Source organism: Rhodococcus sp. IEGM 1306, from assembly GCF_036541985.1.
Classification (GTDB): domain Bacteria; phylum Actinomycetota; class Actinomycetes; order Mycobacteriales; family Mycobacteriaceae; genus Rhodococcus_F; species Rhodococcus_F qingshengii.
Genome location: NZ_JAZHFF010000001.1, coordinates 450,809 through 469,534, shown reverse-complemented (window position 1 = coordinate 469,534; position 18,726 = coordinate 450,809). Strand labels below are relative to the sequence as shown.

17 protein-coding genes are annotated in these 18,726 nt (G+C 61.9%); 4 read left to right on the top strand and 13 right to left on the bottom strand.

Annotation, left to right across the window (positions count from 1 at the left end):
* Positions 1 to 15: 15 nt before the first annotated feature.
* The 11 genes from V3587_RS02355 to V3587_RS02305 form a co-directional block, all read right to left on the bottom strand.
* Positions 16 to 1,347: an ABC transporter substrate-binding protein gene (locus tag V3587_RS02355; protein WP_003940485.1), complete on the bottom strand. Its 1,332-nt coding sequence runs from the start codon at positions 1,345 to 1,347 to the stop codon at positions 16 to 18.
* Positions 1,348 to 1,384: 37 nt separating this feature from the next.
* Positions 1,385 to 2,287 (bottom strand): carbohydrate ABC transporter permease, encoded by a 903-nt coding sequence (locus V3587_RS02350; RefSeq protein ID WP_003939837.1) that lies wholly within the window; start codon positions 2,285 to 2,287, stop codon positions 1,385 to 1,387.
* Positions 2,284 to 3,258 carry a carbohydrate ABC transporter permease gene (locus V3587_RS02345; RefSeq protein WP_172827032.1) on the bottom strand — a complete coding sequence of 325 codons (975 nt, stop codon included), beginning with the start codon at positions 3,256 to 3,258 and terminating at the stop codon, positions 2,284 to 2,286. The genes V3587_RS02350 and V3587_RS02345 overlap by 4 nt, the downstream gene beginning before the upstream one ends.
* A gap of 74 nt (positions 3,259 to 3,332) precedes the next feature.
* Positions 3,333 to 4,256 (bottom strand): L,D-transpeptidase, encoded by a 924-nt coding sequence (locus tag V3587_RS02340; protein WP_064113418.1) that lies wholly within the window; start codon positions 4,254 to 4,256, stop codon positions 3,333 to 3,335.
* A 216-nt stretch (positions 4,257 to 4,472) separates the two neighbouring features.
* A complete protein-coding gene (locus V3587_RS02335; RefSeq protein ID WP_283376070.1) occupies positions 4,473 to 6,155 on the bottom strand; it encodes an FAD-dependent oxidoreductase in 1,683 nt (560 codons plus the stop codon).
* Between the two features lie 81 nt (positions 6,156 to 6,236).
* Positions 6,237 to 7,118, bottom strand: a complete 882-nt coding sequence (locus tag V3587_RS02330; protein ID WP_097386914.1) for a hypothetical protein — start codon at positions 7,116 to 7,118, stop codon at positions 6,237 to 6,239.
* A gap of 10 nt (positions 7,119 to 7,128) precedes the next feature.
* A complete protein-coding gene (locus V3587_RS02325) occupies positions 7,129 to 7,347 on the bottom strand; it encodes a dodecin (RefSeq protein WP_003939815.1) in 219 nt (72 codons plus the stop codon).
* 15 nt (positions 7,348 to 7,362) lie between these two features.
* The gene (locus V3587_RS02320; RefSeq protein WP_097388129.1) at positions 7,363 to 8,574 is read right to left on the bottom strand and encodes a serine hydrolase domain-containing protein; all 1,212 of its coding nucleotides are present in this window, start codon (positions 8,572 to 8,574) and stop codon (positions 7,363 to 7,365) included.
* Between the two features lie 108 nt (positions 8,575 to 8,682).
* Complete coding sequence (locus tag V3587_RS02315; protein WP_037128623.1) at positions 8,683 to 9,198, bottom strand: DUF6764 family protein; 516 nt, start codon at positions 9,196 to 9,198, stop codon at positions 8,683 to 8,685.
* 78 nt (positions 9,199 to 9,276) lie between these two features.
* Positions 9,277 to 10,317 (bottom strand): non-homologous end-joining DNA ligase, encoded by a 1,041-nt coding sequence (ligD, locus tag V3587_RS02310; RefSeq protein ID WP_003940248.1) that lies wholly within the window; start codon positions 10,315 to 10,317, stop codon positions 9,277 to 9,279.
* Positions 10,317 to 11,363, bottom strand: a complete 1,047-nt coding sequence (locus V3587_RS02305) for an ATP-dependent DNA ligase (protein ID WP_039973226.1) — start codon at positions 11,361 to 11,363, stop codon at positions 10,317 to 10,319. The genes ligD and V3587_RS02305 overlap by 1 nt, the downstream gene beginning before the upstream one ends.
* Positions 11,364 to 11,472: 109 nt before the next feature.
* On the opposite strand from V3587_RS02305, the gene lppU reads away from it, so the two are divergent.
* Positions 11,473 to 12,090 carry an LppU family putative lipoprotein gene (gene lppU, locus V3587_RS02300; protein ID WP_007731384.1) on the top strand — a complete coding sequence of 206 codons (618 nt, stop codon included), beginning with the start codon at positions 11,473 to 11,475 and terminating at the stop codon, positions 12,088 to 12,090.
* 88 nt (positions 12,091 to 12,178) lie between these two features.
* Here the strand turns inward: lppU and V3587_RS02295 are convergent, their stop codons facing one another.
* Positions 12,179 to 13,330 (bottom strand): magnesium and cobalt transport protein CorA, encoded by a 1,152-nt coding sequence (locus V3587_RS02295; protein ID WP_007731382.1) that lies wholly within the window; start codon positions 13,328 to 13,330, stop codon positions 12,179 to 12,181.
* Between the two features lie 302 nt (positions 13,331 to 13,632).
* Positions 13,633 to 14,250 carry a TetR/AcrR family transcriptional regulator gene (locus V3587_RS02290; RefSeq protein ID WP_003940047.1) on the bottom strand — a complete coding sequence of 206 codons (618 nt, stop codon included), beginning with the start codon at positions 14,248 to 14,250 and terminating at the stop codon, positions 13,633 to 13,635.
* A 100-nt stretch (positions 14,251 to 14,350) separates the two neighbouring features.
* Here V3587_RS02290 and V3587_RS02285 point away from each other — a divergent pair, with 100 nt between their 5' ends.
* The 3 genes from V3587_RS02285 to V3587_RS02275 all read left to right on the top strand — a co-directional run bounded on the left by V3587_RS02285 (position 14,351) and on the right by V3587_RS02275 (position 18,659).
* Entirely contained in the window at positions 14,351 to 15,265 is a 915-nt protein-coding gene (locus V3587_RS02285) for an SDR family NAD(P)-dependent oxidoreductase (RefSeq protein ID WP_007731375.1), read from the top strand.
* A gap of 49 nt (positions 15,266 to 15,314) precedes the next feature.
* Positions 15,315 to 16,916: a PucR family transcriptional regulator gene (locus V3587_RS02280; RefSeq protein ID WP_007731373.1), complete on the top strand. Its 1,602-nt coding sequence runs from the start codon at positions 15,315 to 15,317 to the stop codon at positions 16,914 to 16,916.
* 144 nt (positions 16,917 to 17,060) lie between these two features.
* A complete protein-coding gene (locus tag V3587_RS02275; RefSeq protein WP_007731371.1) occupies positions 17,061 to 18,659 on the top strand; it encodes an ABC transporter substrate-binding protein in 1,599 nt (532 codons plus the stop codon).
* Positions 18,660 to 18,726 lie beyond the last annotated feature (67 nt).

The window sequence follows — 18,726 nt, the reverse complement described above, 5'->3', positions numbered from 1 at the left end:
GAGTGTTCTCTCCTACTACTTCGGCAGCTTGGGGGTGATCTGCCGGTCGATGATCTGCTGCAACTGCGTGGCAACGCCGGCGAATGTCGATGCGACGTCGGCCTTCTGGAGAGCGATCTGCTCGAGTCCGGTGCCGATGATCTGATCCCCACCCGGGACGAACACGCGTGCGTAGTCCTGCGAGCGCGTACGCGAGAGCTGATCCACAGCGGTACGGGAGTTGGGGTTCGCGTCGAGGAACGCCTTCATGCTCGGCTCCGAGGTTGCCGACTTGCGGACCGGCATGTAGCCGACGTTCTGCGAGAAGTACGCCGTGTTCTCACCATTGGTGATGAAGTCGATGAACTTGAGCGCGTTCTTCTTACGCTGATCGGAGATCTTGGACGGGATGGCAAGCCCGGCACCGCCGGTGGGGCAACCGGGAGTTCCGTCCACTGCCGGGAGGAAAGCGGTGCCGAAGTCGAAGTTGGCAGTCTTCTTGATGCCGGACAGATCGCCCGTCGACGCGATGGTCGACGCCAGAATGCCGGTACCGAATTCGTTCGCGATGTCAGTGGAGACCGCGGCGTACTTCTTGTCGTGAATCATGCTGGAGAGGAACTGCCCTGCGGCAATGGTCTTCTCGTTGTCGAGCTGCAGATTCCACTGGTCGGAGTACGAGCCGCCGAACGTCCAGATTGGGCCTTCGTAGGTCCAGCCGAGGTAATCCTTCGCGTTGCCCCACCCGTGTGCCAACTTGCCGTTGCCCACGACCTTCTGCAGCTCGGGTCCCCACTCGTCGAACTCCTGCCATGTCGCCGGCCCACGGTCGGGAAGACCTGCCTGCGACCAGACCGCCTTGTTGTAGTAGAACAACGGCGTCGACCGCGCGTAGGGAAGCGCATAGTGCTTGCCCTGGAACAGGTAGTCGGCGAGCAGTGAATCGACGTAGTCGGCCGAGTCGACCCCCACCTCGGAGAAGAGTCCGTCGAGCGGCTCGATTGCCCCGGCCAGTGCATAGTTGAACCACCAGACATCCGACAGCACAACCACATCGGGCACATCTCCACCGGAGAGGGCAGCGTTGAACTTCTGTGCCACCTCTTCGTAGTTCTTGCCGCCGTCCACCAAGTTGACCTTCAGGTCCGGGTACTTGGTCTGGAAGCGGTTGATCAGTTCCTTCTCCACGTCGGTGGACTTACCCGGATGGTTCGACCAGAAGGTGATGGTGTTGGAATCACCCGACGCACCGGATGTTCCCGCAGCATCAGCGCTCGACCCGCCGGATCCCGCGCACGCGGTCAGTGCGGCGCCGGCGGCGATTGCACCGCCGAGGCTCAAGAATCCGCGCCTGTTCATGTTTGCCATTACTGCTCCTCGAGAAAGAAATGTGACGGGAAAGCTGTCAGCCCTTGACCGCACCGGAGGTGAGGCCCTTGATCATGTGTCTTTGCAGCAGAAGGAAAATCACCAGGATCGGCAGCATCGTCAGCACCGTTCCTGCCATGACCGGACCCCAGTTGGTAAGTCCGTCGTTGTTCTGCAGTTGGGTCAATCCGATCGGCAGCGGTGCTACCGAGGAATCGTCGGACATGAGGAACGGCCACAGGTACTCGTTCCATTCGTTGACCACCGTGATGATGCCGAACGCCACCATCGTGGGTCCGGAAACGGGGAGCACCACGCGCCAGAGCAACCGCCAGTGGCCGGCTCCGTCCATCCGCGCCGCCTCGACGATCTCCGAAGGGATCGAGAGGAAGTGGTTGCGCATGAGGAACGTACCGAAGGCTACACCCGCGAGCGGAACTATGATGCCCTGGAACGTGTTACGCCAGCCCCACTCTGCCACGAGCGCGTAATTCGAGATCACGGTGATCTGGTTCGGAACCATCAATGCGGCGATGATTCCGAGAAAGACGAAGTTCTTCCCCGGGAAGCGCAGGAAAACAAGCCCATAGGCGCTGAGAGTCCCCAGAACGAACTTCGCCGCCGACAGAATCGTCGTGATCACTATCGAGTTCCGCAAGAACATCCAGAACGGGACCGATGTGGTTGCTTCCGAATAGTTTTCGGGATGCAGCGACGACGGCCACCACGTTGCCGGCTGCGTGTAGATCTCCGGGCGCTCCTTGAACGAGGTCATCACGATCCAGTAGAGCGGCAGGACGATGATGACCAACGCGATCACCATTGCCGCATAGCCGAGGATCTTCACACCGACCTCACGCCGGTCCACGTTCTTGCGGTCCGGCCCCGGCCTAACGACGGAAGTCGGAGCAGCGCTTTTCTTTTCCTCTACCGCTGTCATTTCTCTTCTCCCCGATCCATGGCACGAACCTGGTAGACGGTGATGATCAGCAGGATCAGGAACATGATGGTGGCAACCGTCGCACCGTAGCCCGCCCGGAAGTTTCGGAACGTCTCGTTGTACACCTGGTAGACCATCGTCGTCGTCCCCGTACCCAGCGGGCCACCACGGGTCATGACGTTGATGATGTCGAAGACCTGGAGCGAGTTGAGCATGACGGTGATGGAGAGGAAGAACGTCGTCGGGCGCAACTGAGGTAGGAGAACCCGGCGGAACTTGGTCCACGGCTTGGCGCCGTCGATTTCGGCAGCTTCGTTCAGCTCCTGCCGAACTCCTTGCAGTGCAGCGAGATAGATGACAAACGTGTACCCGAGGTTCTTCCACATGTATGTCACCGTCACCATGAACAGCGCCCAGTGGGGATCCTGATAGAAGTCGGGCGATTGGAGTCCGACACGGTGCAGGAGATCCTGGATCAGGCCGAAGTTGGGGTCGAAGACGAACTGAAACGCGACACCGATCGCTGCACCGGAGATCACGAACGGCGCGAAGATGGCCGACCGAACCAGGTTTCGCCCGACGAGCTTGCGATCGAGCAGCATGGCCAACGCCAAACCGATGACCATCGAACCCACCACTGTAACCAACGTGAATATCACTGTGTTGGTGACGATCTGCCAGGTGTCGCTTCGTCCGAACCACTCGCGGTAGTTGCTCAGCCCGATGAACGTCGCCTTCGGGTCCGCAATGTTCCAGTCGAAGAACGAAAGTCGGATGTTGTCCACCAGCGGGCGATAGGTGAACAAGATCAGCAACGCGAGATTGGGGCCGACCAAGAGCGCGAAGAGCGCGTAATCACGCCATGGTCTGCCCCACAGACCTGGCTTGCCTGAAGTGGGCAGCGTTCTTTCCGGACTCGATCTCACTGAGGCAGTCTGACCGCCCGCAACGAATGAATGGTGAACGTACAAGACACTCGAGCTGAACGCGACACGAAAAAGGCCCTGCGCGAATACTTCTCGCGCAGGGCCTTCCTCGTCGATGTCTAGCGGTTCCAGTCGCCCAATCCGTCGGCGCCGCTGAGGACTCCACCTGCGGTGTTCTGCACGATCACCGGGTCACCCTTGCCTGCGTTCTCGAAGAACCACTTGGCGTCCTCGGTGCTGACATTGAGGCAGCCGTGGCTGACATTGGTGAAACCTTGTTGCGCAACCGACCACGGAGCGGCATGGACGAAGATGCCACTGTAGGAAATTCGTGTCGCGTACTCGACGTAGGTGCGGTAACCCTCGGGAGAATCGATCGGGACGCCGTACGTGGACGAATCCATGTACATGTCGCGCAACTGCTCGCCGACGATGTACGTGCCGTTCGGTGTTTCGTGACCCGGCTTGCCGAACGACGTCGGCATGGTGCGCACGACCTCACCGTTGCGGGTGACGGTGACCTGCTTGGTGTTGTCGTCCGCGACGGTGACGAGTGCGTCACCGATGTTGAACGTGGAGTGCGAATCACCGGCGTCGACGGTCACGGAGATGTTCGCCGGCCAGAACTGTGTCGGCTTCCAACGGACCTGGCTGTCGTTGATCCAGTAGAAGCTGCCCTCGACCGGCGGATCGGTGGTCACGCGAATCGCGCGTTCGGCCGTAGCACGGTCGCCGACGGCCTCGTTGAATCGAATGATGATCGGTTGCGCGATACCGACGGTCTCGCCCGCGGACGGATTGAGCGACGGCGCGGAGAAGTTGGGAGCGCCGATGGGCGCCTGGATCGGCGTACCCGGGATGCCCGGAACCGGAATCGCCGGATCGAGGTACGGAACGCCGGGAATGACGGGCAACGGAATGTCCGGTCCACCGGGGAAGAGAGGAACGGCCGCGGAAGGTCCGGCGAGAGCCAGGCCGGCAGCCACCGCTCCGACGATTGCCACGGCAACCCGTGACGTCCGACGACCCTGTTTGCTGCCCATGTCACTACCTTCGCTCGAATGACCACGTACTCACGTGGAGTTTGCGCGGCCGGCATCGATACCCGCCTGGTACCGATGCCGATGCACCATTCGGACGCACCCGCTCGGAGCACACCTACACACCCGAGCACGCCGAAGAGAGCAAACCGCACATTTCCATAGTCATTAACACACAAATGCGGCAATCGAGCAATTCGGATGTTCGCCCAAACGTTGCTATCCCTCGCTGCGGGCAGCCGCCAACATGGATTCGATGGAGATGAGTTTGGTTCGCGGCCGTCCGGTTGCGGCACCGGATGCGCGTTCTGCCTTGTCGATCCGCTGCCAACCTTGATAGTCCACCTGATCCGGCGACCGGTCTGCCAACAAAACCTGCAACTTGTCGGCATCCTCGGTCGGGGTGGCGAGGCGCCCACCAGCGAAGTCGTCGAAGATCATCGACACGGTCTCGGCGGAGCAGTACTTGTTGGTGCCGATCACGCCAGTCGGTCCGCGCTTGATCCAACCCGCGACGTAGACACCCGGGATCGGCGTGCCGGTCTCGGTGTCGATTACTCTGCCGTTCTCGTTGGGGATCACGCCGCGAGCGTCGTCGAAGGGCAAGTCGGCCATCGGTGTGCCGCGGTATCCGACCGACCGAAGCACCAGTGAAGTGTCGATCGTCTCCTCGGTTTCGGTAGGCCGGGCGGAGAGCTGACCGGTCGGCGTTGCCACCAATTCGTTTTTCACGATCCGCACCTGTGAGACTGCACCGTCGCCGAGGATCTCGACGGGAGAGGTGAGGAACCGGAGAACGATCCGCTTGCGAGAAGGATCTGCGGTACGCGAAGCAAATTCCTGCGCCTGCTTGACCTTGAGCAGGACGGACGGCTCGGCGGCATCGCTGTCCACGAACGCCTGACTGGCCTCGTCGAGTTCGGCTTCGATCGGGTCGACGACTACGTCCACGTTCGCCATCTGTCCGAGCGCCAACAGTTCGGGATTGGTGTACGCGGCCTGCGCCGGCCCACGACGCCCGAGAATGACCACCTCACGAATCTTGCTGTTCCGCAGCGCTTCCAATGCGTGCTCGGCGAGGTCCGTCTTCGCAAGCTGGTCAGGGTCGGTCACCAGGATGCGTGCGACGTCGAGTGCGACGTTGCCGTTTCCGACGATCACCGCTCGCTCGCCGGACAGATCGAAAGTCCGATCGGCATATCCCGGGTGGCCGTTGTACCAGGCGACGAACTCGGTGGCGGCGTGACTTCCCGGCAGATCCTCGCCCGGGATCTCGAGCTTGCGGTCCCCGGCAGCGCCCACCGCGTAGATCACTGCGTGGTGATGGTCCAAGAGTTCCGAATGCGAGATGTGGGTGCCCACCTCGACGTTGAAGTGGCAGCGCACAGTCTTCTTCGCGACGACGGCGCGGAACTGATCGGTGACCCCCTTGGTTCCGGGATGGTCTGGCGCCACGCCGGCGCGCACCAAACCGTATGGAGTGGGAAGTCGATCGAACATGTCGACCTCGACGCGAGGCTTGCCGGTCAGTTCCATCGCCGCGTAGCAGGCGGCCGGGCCGGAGCCGACGATCGCCACTTTCAGCGTTCCCAGTTCGGGATCGATCTTGGCCATCGTGATCGGCTCGGGCCAATCCGGGCCCATCGGATGCTTCTCGAAGTACGACGCGTTCATCTGCAGGTACGGCGCGTCGTCCTCGTCGAGTTCGTTGTCCGGGAAGATCGCCTCGACCGGGCATTCGTCCACACACGCACCACAATCGATGCAGGTGTCGGGATCGATGTAGAGCATTTCGGTGGTCGCGAACGGAGCTTCGTCCGGTGTCGGGTGAATGCAATTGACCGGACACACGTCAACACACGAGGCGTCGTTGCAGCACGGCTGCGTGATCACATACGCCATGACATTCCCCTATCCCTGAAACACGAAGCTCGAACTGGTTCCCAGACTATAACGTGTTCCAATTTGGCGCGAGAATCGTTTTCAGATCACCCCATTGCGCTTCAGCAGCCACACCGCCTGCACGGTGGCGTGACCTCGCCATTCCAACGCCGCGGCGGGTGAATAGCTGTCGAAATCCACCGCCCAACCGCCGTCGCCATGTTGTCGCGCAGCGAGCGCAGACAGTTCGGACTCGATCACTGATGCGTCGAACAACGCGCGGGTCGGGCCGCCGGGAAGCGGTGAGAAATCGAGGGGCCGCATGAATTCGCCCTCGGCTCCCCCGTCCACGTGAACCAAGCCGTCAGCCGGGACACGCGAACCAAGAGTGCTCACCAACGACGACGCTTCGGGACTGTTCCGGTGAACCGCGTCTAGAAACTGCAAGGCAAAGGCCAGCTCGAGGGCATGCAGAGAATCCGCCCCGTCGATCGCGTCGAGGCAATATCGAACGGCAGAGGCGAACCACGGATGTTCGGCGACGGCCTCGTCGAATTCGGCAACGCGAGCCGCTGCAGCACACACGATGCTGGTGATCTGCAACGACGGCGCCAACGGATCCGCATCCACCCAGAAGGGCGCACAACCGGCCGGGTCGGCGATCGGGAAGGCGAACGGCAAACCGCCGTCTGCCAGCGAATTGGTCTGCAACCAGTCGCACAGTTCGACGGCTCTGGGCGTCGGCGTTCCGATGTCGGCAAAGGCTTCGAAGGCGTGCAGCGCGCCGCCAGGTTGGCTCGATGCCGAGCGAAGATCCGGTTCGAGTCCCCAGCCGTACCCACCGTCCGGGTTGCGATAACTGTCCACAGCCGCCAATGCCGCGGTCCGGTCACCCTGTCCGAGAATCAAATTCAGTCGATGCCGATCGAGAGTTCTGGCATGTCCCGCCATGAACCCGACGGCCGCCCTGAGATCAACACTCATGAACGACGACTCAAGATTCGTCGCCGTCGAGCCGGAAGCCGACCTTCAACGTGACCTGGAAATGCGCCACGGCGCCGTTCTCGATGTGACCGCGAGTTTCCACCACCTCGAACCATTCGAGGTTGCGCACCGTCTCGTTCGCCCGGGCGATGGCGGTGCGAATTGCCGCGTCACTGCTCTCGGTGGACGAGCCGACGATCTCGGTCACCCGGTACACGTTGCTGCTCATGGCATTCCCTTCGTGTCAGATTCGACGAACCAACTCCTGCGCCTCGGCGCCGAGCCTCGCAAGGCGAAGATCACCGAGAGCTGTCACAGCACTACCCAACCTGTTGGTGGTGAAACCGAGCGAGAGTCCGCTGGACAGGTCCGCATACGCGCCTGAACCGCCGACTCCGTAGTGGCCTATCGCATTCCGCGGCTGCCGCCGCGTGGCAATGATCGGCGGATGGTAACCGAGAGTCCAGTTGGGCCGCACCGCCAGCACGTAATCCCGATTGCGAGTCTGGATGGTCGACATCTGGTCGATGGTCGATTCCTTCAGGAACCGCTTCCCGTCGATCACGCCGCCGTTCGCGATGGCGCCGTACATCTTCGCGAGAGCACGCGCGCTGAACACTCCGTTCCAGCCCGGCATGACGGCGTCGTGGACAGCCGGGTTGCGCACCATGACGTCGAAACCGTCCGGCATCGCGGCCTCCGCGAGTCCGCGAGTCGGACCGACGTGTGAGAGCACGGTCGACGCGAAGGCCCAGTTCAAGCCGGCAGGGTTGATATGTGGGAACAGCTTCGCGATCCGTGGACGCTCGGTTTCGGGTACGCGGTACCAGAATTCGTCGACTCCGAGGGGCTTCGCTATCTCCGCTTGTACGACGTCGATGAACGGCTGACCGGACACCCTGGCCACAAGTTCGGCTACCAACCAGCCGTAGGTCACAGCGTGATAGCCGGGGCCTCGAAGCCGACGCGGATCCGGTTTCTCGGCAGCCAGGGCGGCAACGACCGCGTCGTAGTCCATCAGGTCGAGAGGATGCGGCATCAAGCCGCGAACTCGGTGAAGGCCCGCGCGATGTGACATCAGTTCACGGACGGTGATCTTGTCCTTGCCGGCCGCCGCGAATTCAGGCCAGTACCGAGCAACCGGGGCGTCGTAGTCGATCAACCCACGTTCGGCGAGTCGGTGAACGACGGTGCTGGCGACGCCTTTGCCGGTCGAGAACGACAGCGACACCGTGTCGTGGTCCCAGCGCCGATCACGATCGGCATTGCCGGCCCAGATGTCGAGCACTTTCTCACCGCCCAGGTACACGACGAGAGCGCCGCCACCTTGTTGCGGTTGGCGATACATCGCGAAGAAGCGGTCGGCCAAGGGAAGGAATCGCCGGTCCACGTACAGCTCGGTGCGCGAAGGCACCTCCACCCGGGCGAGTGAACCCCGTCGTGCACTGGGAGTCATCGCGTCCTCCGATCCCCGCTGATCAAGTTGCCCGGTCACCCGATCGGTGGCAGGAGCTTGACACCATTGTGACCACTGTCACGCAAGAGGCTCAGGGCCGGGGTGCCCTCACGGGGTGACCCACGTCGAAGTGCCGTCGCTGAAACATCCCTGACCTGTGGCGATATTGAAAACAAGGGTGGGACCACCTGAGCAGATCGCCCCGACGTCCGCGTCACCCACTGCCGCTCTGCCGCCAGGTCCGCTGAGCACGACGGCAAATGGTGAGGAGTCGGTGCGACCGAGTGCGAGCGAACCCGGGCCGTACGCGACGGCGGCAAGTAACCCACCGCGCGACTCCGCCGCAGCAACGCCGCCGAAGAGTCCGACGCCCGCCGACCTGCCACCGTCTCGAGAATCCGCGACGCCGACACCGTCGCCCTCGACGTGTGAAATCGCGTAACTGGAGGGATCTGCCACCGCTCGGCATGCGGATGACCCGTCGACGATCGTCTGATCTTGCCCGCGCGCCGAACAATCCAACGTCGCGGCTGACGCTGTTCCGCTACCGAGTGACAATCCGAAGGCGGCAAGAATCACACCGCCCGCCGCTAAGCTTGCTGCTCGCATTTTCCGGCGATCCATATCCAACCCCCACAGTGCATTCGACGTGACCGTACATTCGACGTCTGATCGAATTACCCGATATGTCCGCCTCTGACGCTACCCGTCTTTGTTCTTCCGATCGCGGTCCTTGCTCGGTTGAACACGTTTGGGTTCACCGGGCATTTTGGGATAGTTCGGCGGGTACGGCAGATCGCCCAGTCCCGCCGCCAGATCCTTCTCCCACATCTCCAACAGAACATCGAGGGCAAAGGCCTTGTCGTGCATGGCTTCCATCGGATCACCACGATCGGCGAGCAAGCCGGGAACCGTGGCGATGGTGCAGTCGTCTGGATGCACGTCGCGCAGTTCGTCCCAGGTCACCGGCGTCGACACAGTTGCGATCGGCGTCTTACGAGCGGAATACGCCGCCGCGATCGTCCGGTCACGGGCATTCTGATTGAAGTCGATGAAGATCCGTTCACCCCGCTCTTCCTTCCACCACGCGGTTGTGGCGCGATCGGCACTACGACGCTCGACTTCACGGGCGAGGGCGATACCCGCGTGGCGGACCTCGACAAAATCCCAGCGCGCCTCGAGCGGGATGTAGACGTGAAGGCCTCGGCCACCGGACGTCTTGGGAAATCCTTCCAATCCCAACTCGGCGAGCAGAGGGCGAAGGACCTCGTCCGCGATGGCAACGGCCTCGTCGAACCCGGTCCCCGGTTGCGGATCGAGATCGATGCGCAGTTCGTCCGGGTGGTCGGTGTCCGGGCACCGCACGGCCCAGGGATGAAACGTGACAGTCCCGAGATTGGCGGCCCACACGATGTTCGCAGCACTTCGCACTCGAAGGACGTCGGCCTTGCGACCCGACGGGAACGTGACCTCGCAGGATTCGACGTGCTCGGGCCGCTTTGCCGGCAGCCGCTTCTGGTAAACCTCTTCGCCCTCGATGCCGTCGGGGAATCGCTGAAGATGCGTGGGCCGATCTTGGAGCGCCCGCAACGCTGCACCCTGCAGCGCCACCGTTCGGTAGTACTCGACAAGATGCCGTTTGGTTCCGCCGTCCTCACCCAACTGCGGATAGTAGATCTTGTCCGGGCTCGACAATCGGACCGCGATCCCGTCGACGTCCAGTTCCTCTGCCGGGCTCGCCATCACTTACCGCCTGCAAGAACATCCGCGAAGTCGTATCGCACCGGAACCTCCAACTGATCGAATGTGCATTCGTCGGGCACCCTGTCCGGACGCCAGCGCAGGAATCGTGCAGCGTGCCGAAAGCGTTCCCCTTCCATCTGGTCGTACGCCACTTCGAGCACCCTCTCAGGACGAAGCGGAATCCAGGAGCGGTCTGCGGCCGATCTCCACCGGCTGGCCTCTCCCTCGGCTACAACGTCGTCCCCGAGGCGCAAAGGTTCGAGTTCGGCCAACAACTCGATCCGCCGCGCCGCGGTGAAAGCAGAAGCGCCACCGACCATCTTCAATTCGGAACCGTCGTACAGACCAAGAAGCATCGACCCGATACCTGGCTGACTCTTGTGGGGACGGTAGCCCAGCAGTACGACATCCGCGGTCCTGGCGTGTTTCACCTTGATCATCTCGCGCTTGTTCGGCAGGTACGGTCCCGCCAGCTTCTTGGCGACAACCCCGTCGAGACCCGCGCCTTCGAAGGTTTCGAACCAGGCCATTGCTTCGGCGCTGTCGGCCGTCGCTGCCGTGACGTGGCAACTCGGCCCGCCACCGACGCAATCGAGGAGCAACGCACGTCGAACCCCGAAGTCCTCGATCGAGACGTCGCGATCCCCGAGCGCCAGTAAATCGAACCCGACAAATTGCGCGGGCGTCTGTTCCGACAACAATGCGACGCGGCTCGCGGCGGGGTGAATCCGCTCGGAGAGCGCTTCCCAACTCAGGCGCGTCACACCGTCGATCTCACGGGGAACCACCAGTTCTCCGTCCACCACACATTTTTCGGGCAATTCAGACTTGACGGCTTCCACCGCCTCGGGAAAGTACCGCGCCAAGTCCTTTCCTCCTCGCGATCCGAGCACCACTTCGTCACCGTCACGAAAGATGATTGCTCGAAATCCGTCCCATTTCGGCTCGTACGACCACGTCGGGTCACCGGACTCGGGCTGAGGCGGCACAGTGGCCGCAGCCTTCGCGAGCATCGGGGCAAGCGGCGGCATCAGGGGTAGCTCCACCTACCCATACTGACAGTCCGGTTGGCAATTCGACTACCGATGTATTGGAATAGGTCCCGAACAATCCACGAACCAACAGAATTATCCAAGAATCAACAAAGGGGTCCTTATGTCCGGAATCGTCCGGCGACTTTGCACTGCGGTGATCGCAACTTCTGCAATCGCCGCCTTCACCGTCGGTTGCGGTTCCGACATCGAGCCGAAAGCCATTGCGGAATCATCTTCCTCGGTTGCCGATTCGACCACTACCTCCGCGGCCCCGACCACCTCGAAGATCACCGGCCAGGAGGGCTCGGACGACGGCGGCGACGTCGACATCGACGTGTCGATCGGTGATTGCGTCAAGCTCGGAGGCACCACGACGGCCGCAGAAATCGACAACGCGGACTGCGGTAGCAAGGATTCGAACTACAAGGTGGTCGCCAAGGTTCCCACCTCTGATCTGTGTGCCTCCGACGTCGACTCGTACTACTACGAGACCCTCGCGGGTGACGAGCAGGGCGCTGTCTGTCTCGACGTCGACTGGGTAGTCGGCGGATGCATGGACCTCGGCAGCGGAATGGACGAGCCCGCCCGCATCGAATGCTCGGATACCAGCGGCACCAACGTCGTCGAGGTCGTCGAAATCCTGCAGAACTCCACGTCGATCGACGAATGCGGTTCGGGGGCAGACTCGGGATTCGAGCACCCGGAACGTAAGTTCACGGTCTGCGTCGCAACGCTCTGATTCGAGCGCCCTCCCGAAAAACACCTGTGCGCCTTGCCAACCGATCTCGGTTGGCAAGGCGCACAGCGCTTTCTACAGCCGGCGCTTTCTACAGCCAGCCCCGACGCTTGAAGATCGTGTAGAGACTTCCACAGGTCAGGAACATCATCGAGAGCGCAAACGGATAGCCCAAGTGCCAGTGCAGTTCCGGCATGTCGTCGAAGTTCATCCCGTACACGGTTCCGATGAGCGTCGGCGCGAAGAGAATTGCCGCCCACGCCGAGACCTTCTTGATCTCCTCGTTCTGCGCGTAGCTTGCCTGCGTCAGATTGCGCATCTCCTCGTTCTGGTTCTGCGACACCAGAGTTGCGTTCACCGTGAGGATGTTTCCGAGCAACTGACGAAAGCCGTCGGCCCGCTCCACCACAGTCGTCGCATGGTCGGTGACGTCGCGCAGGTATCGCTGGAGTTCCTCGTCCGTGTGGTACTTGTCGAACCCTGCCGACAACCCACGCAGCATTCCCAGCAGCGGACGCGTCGCCCGCTGGAATTCGATCACCTCACGGGTCAGTTCGTAGATGCGACGCGAAACTCCGGGATCGCCACTGAATACTTCGGTTTCGATCTCGTCGATGTCGTTCTGCAGTCCGGCCACCACCGGGGCGTACCCGTCGACGACTGCGTCGAGAATGGCATAGAGAACGGCCTCGGTACCCAACCGCAACAGGTCAGGATCGTTCTCCATGCGAGTCCGCACCGCCGACAGATCCGGCGATTCACTGTGACGGACGGTCAGAATGAAGTTGGGACCACAGAAGATGTGCAACTCGCCGAATTCGACCCGCTCGGTCTCGTCGCGGTACCGCGCAGCACGCAGCACCACGAACAGTGTCTTGCCGTAGCGCTCGAGCTTGGGGCGCTGGTGCGCGACGATCGCATCCTCGACCGCCAGTTCGTGGAGGTCGAAATGTTGTGCAGCGGCATACAACTGGGCGTCGTCGGGCCGGTACATGCCGATCCACGCCATCGACTGCGAATCCGGAAGGCATGACAGCGCTTCCGCCAGCGTGGACGGCGACGCTATCCGCTCGCCGTCGCGGTACACGCCGCTGTTGACGACGGTCGATTCGACGGGCGCCACCGCCTCGGGCGGGGCAGCCTTGACGACGGTGCGTGCGGCACGCGAGTGTCCGGGATGTGAGTCACCGAGCCCCGCGGAACGACGTGGCAGTACCGAACGTGAACGACGAAATTCGCGCATGCTGAACAGCTTTCGAGGGAAGAGTGAACGACGACGCTTGCTTCACAGCAAAGCCGAAGCCGATGAACACACGATGAAGCTGCAGCAAAATACCGGATCAACCCGGGCGGCTACAGCTTCAGTTGGTACTCGGAGGTTGGCCACGCATTACAGCCACACCTCCTCTTCCCTGAATTCCTACGCAAGTCCGCGCACGACGCCAACATGCTACCCCGACTGTCAGAGCACGACAAACCGAACGACAAGCCGCAGGACAGCACGAACCGGTCGGAGGAAACCCGCTCGACGAATGCAGCTTTCAGTCAGTTCGCAGCGCGCAATCCGCCGATCAACAGTTCGACGATCTGGTCCGCCAACGACTCCGTCTCCGCCAACGTCTGCCCTTCACGTCTTCGGTACCAGAGGTCGATGCCGTTGAGACTGCTGAGGAGTACTTTTGCCGCCATCCGTGGTGAGCCCACGCGAATGGAACCATCCGCGACGCCTTCCGTCATCACGTCGACGAACAGATTCTCGTAGTCGAGTCGCAGCGAATTCAGCTCCACGAGGACTTGCTGTTGCCTCGGCTTGAGCGCGGAGTTCATCTGGCCCCGGACACCTTGGTGGATCGTGTGGTGGTACCCGAGATGCGTCATGAGATTGACCAGGTGGGCGTGCGACATCGCTTCGAGACGCGCGAGGCCGCTTTCTGCCCCGCCCATCCGAGACTCGACCTCAGCGCGGAGCAGGCTCATCCCGCGCTCGTAGATTGCCAGGTAGATGTCGAACTTGGAACGAAAGTGGTAGTAGACAAGACCTTTGGTGGCGCCGATTCGATCGGCCAGTAAATCTACAGTCGTGGCTGCGTAACCGTCTTCGGCAAAGGCGTCGGCGGCGCTGGTGATGATCGCGGATCGCACGTCCGGAAGATCACTACTCATTCGACTTCCACTCCCATTCACACTGCCTGCCGGCCCTTGACTGTTTCCACGCCATCGCATAGTAATACTGAGTAGTATCCCAGATCAGAGAGGTTTTCCAATGTCGTTGGATTTTTCCGGCAAGGTAGCGATCATCACGGGCGCAGGCGGCGGACTCGGCCGTTCACACGCATTGGCCCTCGCCGCACGCGGCGCACGCGTCGTCGTCAACGACATGGGTGGCTCGGTCAACGGCAGTGGCGGCGCTGATACCGCAGCAGCCAAGGTAGTGGCGGAAATCGTCGAGCTGGGCGGCGAGGCCATCGCGGACCACTGCGACATCACCGACGTCGACGCCGTTGCCGCCATGGTCGCGACGGCCGTGGACAAGTGGGGCCGCGTGGACATCCTGATCAACAACGCCGGAATCCTGCGCGACAAGTCGTTCATCAAGGCCGAGCTCGACGACTTCCGCAAAGTCATCGACGTGCATCTGATGGGTTCCGTCATCTGTTCCAAGGCAGTCTGGCCGCACATGGTCGAACAGAACTACGGACGCATCCTCATGACTACGTCAGCATCGGGAATTTACGGCAACTTCGGCCAGGCGAACTACGGCGCCGCGAAGTCCGGCGTCGTCGGCCTGATGAACGTTCTCGCCATCGAGGGCGAACGCAAGGGCATCCGCGTCAACTCGCTGGCCCCGACCGCCGCGACCCGCATGACCGAAGACCTCCTCGACGAGAAGACTCTCGCTCTGCTTGCACCCGAATCGATTTCACCCGGCGCACTGTTCATGGTCTCCGATGACGCACCGACGAAGACCATCCTCAGCGCCGGCGCCGGCGTCTTCGCGATCGCTCGCATGGAAGAGTCGCAGGGCGTCTACATCCCCGAAGGCGCACTCTCGCCCGAGGTCGTCGCCGAACGGTGGTCCGAGATCAGTGACATGACCGATTCCGTCCAGGTGCCCGCGGCGTTCGATCAGACCCGCCGGTTCGTCGAGAAGGCCGTGGCGGAGCAGCCCAGCAACTGAGCAGGGCAACCAGACAACTGATCGACCCCGCTCCCCCTAAGGTGTGGTGGTGACCACACCTACGGGAGTATCGATCGTCGACATCGTCGACAGACTGGGAATGACGTTCCTCAGCGGTGGCGACACCGTCGACGGCGCCCGCACTGTCAGCCGCGTGACCCTGCACGAAGGGTCCGAAGCTACCCAGGACAGTGCGGGCGCCGTCGTACTCGGCGCAGGTCTCGCAGGTTCGGCCGATATCGCAACGGCGGTAAGAGAATACGGCTCGGCAGGTGCGGTAGCGCTGATCGTCAAAGAGCCCCTGGACTTCGACGGCCTCGTCGAGAAAGCGGTGGCCGACACCGACGTCGCACTCCTCGGAATGGTCAAGGATGCAAGCTGGCTGCAAAGCGCGTCGTTGATCAACGAGATCCTCGAATCCGGCAACAACGGGGACCGCACGTCGGCCGCCGACGCCGACCTGTTCGATCTTGCCAACTCGATCGCTCAGGTATTGAACGGCCCGGTCACCATCGAGAATCAGTCGAGCCGGATCCTCGCGTTCTCGGCGGATCAAGCCTTCGGCGACGAGGCACGTAAGCAGAGTGTCCTCGGACATCAAGTGCCGCAGCACTATTCCGATCGGCTCAGGTCAATGGGGTATTTCAACAAGATCTACGGCTCTACCCTGCCGGTATTTCTACCGGGTATCGGGCCGGGCATCAGGCCCCGCGTCGGCATGCGAATACATGCGGCATCGCAGATCCTCGGTTCGATCTGGGTGATCTTGGACGAGGAGCCGAACGAATTACAGGTCAAAACGCTCGTCGAGGCTGCGGGCGTGGCCGCCATGAGTTTGCTTCGCGCCAAACTGGCCGCGGATTCGGCACGACGACTGAGGTTGGGCGAGGTGATCACGTTACTGAGTGGCGGCACTTCAGCGAAGGAAGCGGCCGAGCGACTGGGCTACGGCCGTTCGAAAGCAAACGTGCTTGCGGCCGGCTTCCGTAGCGGCGCCGGTGCATCGTTGGAGGCCGAAGCCGACGTCGATCAACTGGCCCTGACACTCAATACCTATCTCGACCAAGTATTTCCGCTGTCGGTGGCGGCAGCGATCGGCGGCACCGTCTACGCCGTAATCCCACACACCCGGCACCAGACCGACGACGACTACGTGCGTCGGATCGCGTCGGAGTTTGCAGACCGTTCCCGTTCGGAAAAGTCGGTGGTCATCGGAATCGGTGCGACAGTGGCCGACGTGATGACGCTGGAGAAGTCACGCGACGAAGCCGACCGAGCGCTTCGCGTTCTGAGGTCGACGTGGAATTCTTCGGGCCGGACCGTCGCGCGCGCCGACGACGTGCAGATCAATTCCCTACTTCTGCGCCTCTCCGACGCCCTGGCGGACGAGAACGAGACCGCATCGGGTCCGCTCGCGGTACTGCGTGAGTACGACCGCAGTCACGACATCAACCTTGTCGACACGCTCCGCGCCTGGCTCGACACGTTCGGCGACATTCCGGCTGCTGCGTCCTTGGTTCACATCCACGTCAACACGTTCCGGTACCGCCTCAAGAAGCTTGCCGGGATTGCCGGCATCGATCTCGATGATCCGGAAACTCGATTCAGCCTGATGCTCCAGCTTCGTCTCTTCCATCCGACAATGTTGTAGCGATCTACCAAGTCTCACGAAACATTCGTAAATCCGGACGATGTTCTCGTTCTTTTGTTGGGTGAAGATTCAAGCAATCGTCTTTTGCTCCTGACCCGACAGACCTCGCGTCACTCGGGCGGGACCACACCTTCCGGAGGCACCATGAAACAACGGTCCTACGCACTACTGGCTGCGGCAACTGGCACCGTTCTTGCCCTGACCGCGTGCTCAACGGGTGGCTCATCGGGTTCGGGTGGGGGTGAACCCGTCACGGACGGCACCTTCAAATTGGCTCTCGTGGCCGACCCCGGCGCTCTGAATCCGCTGATGACCGCCGCTTCGCCGGCGCACCAACTGGCGCGTCTGAGCTACGACTATCTGCTCCATCCGGATCCCGATACCGGCGTAACCAAGCCGTGGCTCGCCGAGAAATGGGAAGAGACAACCACTTCCGCGTCCTTCACCATTCGCGACGGCGTCACCTGTAACGACGGATCCGCTCTGACTGCCCAGACCGTCGCCGACAACGTCAATTTCATCACCAACGCAGCAAACAAATCCGCTCTCCGCGGGGTGTACGCACCGGCAACTGCAACTGCCACCGCCGACCCGGCGACCCGGACCGTAACGGTCACAACTCCGGAACCCTCTCCGTTCCTGCTTCTCAACCTGGCGCGAATACCGATCATGTGCGAGGCCGGGTTGAAGGATCCGACGGCGGCAAACAAGACGACCTTCGGGTCGGGCATGTTCCAGATGACCGAGGCAGTCGCCAACGATCATTACTCCTACGTTCGGCGCGACGGATACAACTGGGGACCGGACGGCACTACCTCCGACACTGCCGGTGTACCCAAGAATGTCGTCGCATCCATCATCACGAACAACAGCACAGCGGCCAACCAGGTGTTGTCCGGTGATCTGAATGCCGCTGCCGTCTCCGGCCCCGATCAGGACCGCATGAACGCCGCGAACTTGGATACCGTCAAGCAGCCTGCTCCAGCGGGCGAGATGTTCTTCAACCACAGTCCCGGCAATCCGACGAGCGATCCTGCCGTACGCAAGGCGCTGGTCCAGGCTCTCAATCTCGACGACCTCGCCGAGATCTTCACCGCCGGCCGCGGAACCCGATCGACCACGATGGTGTCCATCGAACCGCGGGCCTGCATCTACGACTCTGTCGCCGGAAACCTACCGGACTTCGATACCAGTGCGGCCGCAGCAACTCTCGAGTCTGCGGGCTGGAAGGTCGGCGCGGACGGTAAACGCAGCAAGGACGGCACACCGCTCCGAATTCGGATGGTCTACGAGACGTTCGGCGACGCGACCGATGCTGCCGCCGACGTCGCAGTCAACGCGTGGAACGACCTGGGCGCCACCGTTGAACTCACCAGTGGAGACTCGAACAAGATTCTCGATGTCGCACTCAGCGGCAAGGACAACACGGCGTGGGATGTCGCGTGGGAGCCGATCAACGTCGCGCTGCCCAGCATGCTGGTCCCCTTCCTCTCCGGTCCGGTGCCCGCTGCGGGAATGAACTTTGCGTCGATCTCCAACCCGGCCTACGACGCAGCCGTCACCAAGGCTTCCGGGCTGACGGGCGAGGACGCTTGTGCCGCTTGGGCAGACGCTGAGTCCGAGATCATCAAAGCAAACTCGGCGGTACCTTTTGCCGACAAGATCACGACTCTCTACTTCAACAATGCGGGTCTTGCATTCGGCCGCAATTTCATCGGTTCGGCCCTGCGCCTGTACCAGTAGACCGCCGGTAGCGACCGGGGAAATCGTCGTGTTTCGCCGGTCGCTGTCGGTATACGGACAGGTATTC